This window comes from Streptomyces sp. NPDC059567, from assembly GCF_042735655.1.
Classification (GTDB): Bacteria; Actinomycetota; Actinomycetes; order Streptomycetales; family Streptomycetaceae; genus Streptomyces.
This window is the reverse complement of the sequence record NZ_JBHWBS010000190.1, coordinates 1-4,820: the sequence shown is the minus strand read 5'-3', so window position 1 is coordinate 4,820 and position 4,820 is coordinate 1. Positions and strand designations below refer to the sequence as shown.

Below are 4,820 nucleotides of genomic sequence, written 5' to 3'. Positions count from 1 at the left end.
GGGGGCGCCCGCCCCTCGGGGGGGGTGTGGCCCCCCCCCACGCGCGAGGCCACGTGGTGGCGGTGGGGGGGGGGGCGGCGCCCGGCGGGGGTGGGGGGGGGGCGCCCCCCCCGACGTCGTTCGGGCGACGAGGTCGGCGCACGGCCGGGTCGTTCTCGATTCAGGACGGCTGCCGCAGCCACGAGTCGAGAACGGCGTAGTCGCCTTCGGTGAGGCCACGGCGGGGCTCCACGCGATGGAGCAGGGCGCGTCCCTGGTGACGGGCGGCGACCCAGGCTCGATCAGTGTCGGTGATCTCGTCGTCGACCCAGGCGAACGGGCGCCCCGACGCCCATTCGACGAGGGGGCGGGTCTTCCAGTGCAGTCCGTTCCGCTCGTCCTGTGCATCGAACTCGGACGGCTCCGGCCAGGCCACCACGGCCAGCCGCGGCAGACCGATGATGGGGCAGATGCACTCGTTCGCGTCACCTATCCACGTCGTGGCCCAGACCACCTCACACGGCAGCGCCGCCAGCCGACGCCCGTGGTCGGGATCGATCCTGCTCAGGAGCGGATTCGCATCAGCGTCGAGCGCATCGAGTCCTGTGGCGTACGTCGGATACTGCCCGGACGGCGCGCCGAACGGGATGAGCGGTCCGTCGACATCGAGAAACAGCAGCGGACGCTGCGTGGAGCCAGTCACGGGGGCACGATAGCGACGGATCTCAAACCCGCGGCACTGGCGTCACGAGGCGGCGTCTTCTCCCCGATGGCCCTCGCGATGTCCACGCCCCGCACCGGGACCGGGTCCCGGCTCGCCTTGAGGGACGAGAGTGACAAGGCCGCTCCAGGACCCGGGTTCCCGCTGTGGCTCCCACGTCACCTCGACGGTGACTCCGTGGAAGTCGCGAGCGAACTCCGTCGCCATGGCGGCGGCTGCAGCCTGCGCCACTTCGGGATCCGCGTCGACCGGCACGTCGGGAAGGGATCGCCCAGGCGCTGGTGAAGCCCATGCCCGCGACGCTACCGGCCATCACCGGCACAGCCCGCACCTGCGGAGCCGACGGGCTGCGGTGCCACGACGTCGCGGTCAGGTCGTGGCCCAGCGGTCCGTGATCAGCGCTGCCTGTTCCAGCAGGGCCGAGATCAACTCCTGGGCGGCGCTGGCCGAGGTCGAGCGGAGAACGGCGACGCTGATCTCCCGGGCGAGGACCGGTCCGGCCAGGGGGCGTACGACCAGGTCGGGGCGTGGTGCTCCCAGGGCGAGTCGAGGGATGAGGGCCACGCCCGTCCCCGCCGCCACGAGGCCCTGGACCACGGCGTAGTCGTCGGTGCGCATCGCATGCAGGGGCTCGAAGCCCTCCTGGCCGCATGCCCATGCCAGCACGCGGTCGCACGGGTCGTGCGGGTCGGCGGCGCCCACCCATGCGGTGTCGCGCAGCTCGGCGAGAGGAACCTGGTCCAGCTTCGCGCACGGGTGGTCCGGCGGCATGACCAGGAGCAGCGGATCGGACAGCAGCGGGTGGACCTCGACCTCCTCCTCGAGGTTGAGGCGGTCTCCGGGCTGGGAGAAGACGAGAGCGGCCTGTAGCTCCCTGGCACGCAGCCCGCGTAGGAGCAGCGGCAGTTCGCCTTCGGTGAGCGAGATGTGGACGCCTTGCTGGTGGAGGCGTTTGACCGCCGGCGCCAGCAGCAGGGCCCCGGCCGTGGGAAACGTACCGATGTGGATGGTGCGCATGCCGCGCTCGGCGAGGTTCCGCACCTCCAGCTCGGCGTGACGCAGGCGTTCGAGTACGGCCTCGGCGTGCGGCAGCAGGGCTTCGCCGAGCTCGGTCAGGGTGGCGCCTCGCGGTCCACGCTGGACGAGCTGGGCGTTGAAGTGCGCTTCCAGGGATGCCAGGTGGTGGGTGATCGTGGGCTGGCTGTAGTGCAGTGCGCGTCCGGCCGCGGCGAGCGAACCCTCCTGCGCGATGGAGCGGAGTACCTGCAGATGTCTCACGTCGAGCATATAGAGATCCTATGGAGGGGTCACGAAAAGTCCACCGTTCCTCAATGACTGGAGCCATGTCACGCTCCCGGGGTGAACACGCGAACGACCGAACACCGCACCCACTCCCCCACCGATCCCGGCTCCGGCCAGCTGTCCGCCCCCTACGCCGAGGCAGTGCTCGCCCACGCGGGACGGGACTGGCTGAGGCTGAACGTCCCCGGCCATTCCGCAGCCCCTGGATCGGACCTCGCCGGGTTCTTCGGTTCGCGGATCACGGCCCTGGACTTCCCGCCGCTGCTCGACGGTATCGACCTCGGCCCGGACACCCCGCTCGACAAGGCGCGGGCCCTGGCCGCCGAAGCCTGGGGCGCCCGGCGCACCTGGTTCCTCACCAACGGCGCTTCGCAGGGCAATCAGATCGCCTCGATGGTGGCCCCCGCGCTGGGCCGGACGCTCGTCGTGCAGCGCAGTGTGCACTCCAGCGTGATCGACGGGCTGGTGCTCTCGGGCATGGACGCGGTCTTCGTCCAGCCTTCCGTCGACCCCGAGCAGGGCATCGCCCACGGCGTGACCGCCGCGGACGTGGCGGCGGCTCTGGAGCGGACGCCGGACGCGGCCGCCGTGTACATCGTCTCCCCGAGCTACTTCGGCGCGGTCGCCGATGTGCGCGCCATCGCGGAGACCGCCCATGCCGCCAGCGTTCCCCTCATCGTCGACGAAGCATGGGGTTCCCACTTCGGCTTCCACCCCGCGCTCCCCGCGGGTGCGCTGTCCCTGGGCGCGGACATCGTGACGTCGAGTACGCACAAGCTCGGCGGCAGTCTGACGCAGTCGGCGATGCTGCACGTGGCCGAAGGCCCGTTCGCGGACCGCCTCGAACCGCTCGTGGACCGGGCGTTCCGGCTGGTGCAGTCCACGAGCGCGAGTGCCCTGCTGACCGCGTCGCTGGATCTTGCCCGCAGGAGCCTGGTCACCGACGCCGACGCGACAGCAGGGTCGGTCGAGGCCGCGGACAGGGTGCGGAGCGTCGTGCGCGCGCTGGGCCGCTTCGGGGTCGTGAGCGACGGATTCCACGCCTTCCCCGACATCGTCCGCGCCGATCCACTACGGATCGCGCTCGACACCCGGGCCGGCGGGATCACGGGACACGAAGCCAGGCGGCGGCTCTTCCTCGACCACCAGATCATGGTCGAAGTGGCGACCGACGCGGCGATCGTCGCCGTCATCGGCGCGGGGTTCGTCCCCGACACCGACCGGTTCCTCGAAGCGCTGCACACCCTGCCCTCCCCGCTCACGGGATCCGACGCCGAGCATGCGGCCATGCTGCAGCTGCCGACCCCCGGCCCCGCCAAGCTCACCGCCCGCGAGGCGTTCCTGAGCCCGACCCGGGTGCTGGCCGCGGAGGAGGCCGTCGGACGGATCTCCGCGGACACGCTGGCCGCGTACCCGCCCGGCATCCCCAACGTCCTTCCGGGCGAGGTCATCACGACCGAGGTCGTCCGCTTCCTTCAGCAGACCGCGACCGCGCCGAACGGCCATGTCCGAGGGGCGCTCGACCTGGGCGTCACCCGGCTGCGCGTCGTCGACTGAGCCACCGGTCACGACCCCACCCGGCCCCGGCCGCCGGTCGCGCCCCGCCGGGTGAGCCACTGCGCACGACCCGGCCGACCGTGCCACCGGAACGACCCCGAATGACCGGGACCCCGCGCACGACCCCCGACTGACCAGGACTCCGGGCACGACCCCCATCTGACCGGGACCCGCGCACGACCTCCGCAGACCGAGCCACCGGGCGCCGTCCCGGCCTTCTTCACACCACACCCACCCCCGAGAGGGAGCACGCCCATGCCCGCACGCATTCCGATCCGTCAGGCGATCGCCGCTGCCCTGACCGCGACGACAGCCACGCTGCTGCTGGGGGCCTGCGGCGACCAGACCGCCACCGGCCAGAACTCCGGCGGCCCTCAGGCCGGTGGCGCACGGAGCGACGCTCCCCTGTTCGCCAAGCTCCCGAAGAAGTACCAGGACGCCGGCGTCATCAAGGTCGGTACGGACGCCGCCTACGCCCCGATGGAGTTCATCGAGAACGGAAAGATCGTCGGCGTCGACCCGGACATCGCCGACGCTCTCGGCAAGCAGCTCGGCGTCAAGTTCGTCTTCACCAGCGGTACGTTCGACAGCCTCATCACCTCCCTCAACTCCGGGCGACAGGACATCGTCATGTCGTCGATGACCGACACCAAGGCCCGTCAGGACGGTCTGGACGACAAGGGCCAGAAGACCGGCAACGGCGTGGACTTCGTCGACTACTTCGTCGCGGGCTCCGTCGTGTACGTCCAGAAGGGCAACCCGCACCACATCAAGTCCATAGCGGACCTCTGTGGCAAGAAGGCCGTCGTGCAGAGAGGCACGACCTTCGAGAACGTCGTCAAGACGCAGTCGAAGGCATGCGAGGCGGCAGGGAAGCCGGCCGTCCAGATCGAGGCGTTCCCGACCGATGCCGAGGCCCAGACCCGTCTGAAGGCGGGCGGCGCCGCCGCGGGAGTCAACGACTACCCGGTGGCCCTCGACCTGTCGCTCAAGGCCGACGGAGGAAACGCCTTCGAGATCGTCGGCGACCAGATCGAAGCCGGCCCCTTCGGTATCGCGGTCGACAAGAAGAACAGCGGTCTGCGTGACGCGCTCAAGGAAGCCGTGGACGCGATCATCGAGGACGGCTCGTACAAAGCCGCTCTCGAGAAGTGGAACGCCGAAGGCGGCGCCATTCCCGCGGCCAAGATCAACGGCGGCTCCTGACCCCTACGCACCACTGAAGGGCAGTCGTTGTGACTGACAAGATCGACAAGGTTCC

Annotated in this window: 4 protein-coding genes; 2 read left to right on the top strand and 2 right to left on the bottom strand. The window is 70.6% G+C overall.

The genetic code is table 11. The features are described from left to right. Window positions 1-160 precede the first annotated feature (160 nt). Both ACFVZW_RS36770 and ACFVZW_RS36765 read right to left on the bottom strand, forming a co-directional pair. Window positions 161-682, bottom strand: coding sequence for a hypothetical protein (locus tag ACFVZW_RS36770; RefSeq protein WP_384530915.1), 522 nt, complete (start codon window positions 680-682; stop codon window positions 161-163). 387 nt (window positions 683-1,069) lie between these two features. Next, complete coding sequence (locus ACFVZW_RS36765; RefSeq protein ID WP_384530913.1) at window positions 1,070-1,987, bottom strand: LysR family transcriptional regulator; 918 nt, start codon at window positions 1,985-1,987, stop codon at window positions 1,070-1,072. Between the two features lie 72 nt (window positions 1,988-2,059). Here ACFVZW_RS36765 and ACFVZW_RS36760 point away from each other — a divergent pair, with 72 nt between their 5' ends. Continuing rightward, complete coding sequence (locus ACFVZW_RS36760) at window positions 2,060-3,559, top strand: aminotransferase class I/II-fold pyridoxal phosphate-dependent enzyme (RefSeq protein WP_384530911.1); 1,500 nt, start codon at window positions 2,060-2,062, stop codon at window positions 3,557-3,559. A 255-nt stretch (window positions 3,560-3,814) separates the two neighbouring features. Further along, entirely contained in the window at window positions 3,815-4,765 is a 951-nt protein-coding gene (locus ACFVZW_RS36755; RefSeq protein WP_384530909.1) for an ABC transporter substrate-binding protein, read from the top strand. The last annotated feature ends 55 nt before the right edge of the window (window positions 4,766-4,820 follow it).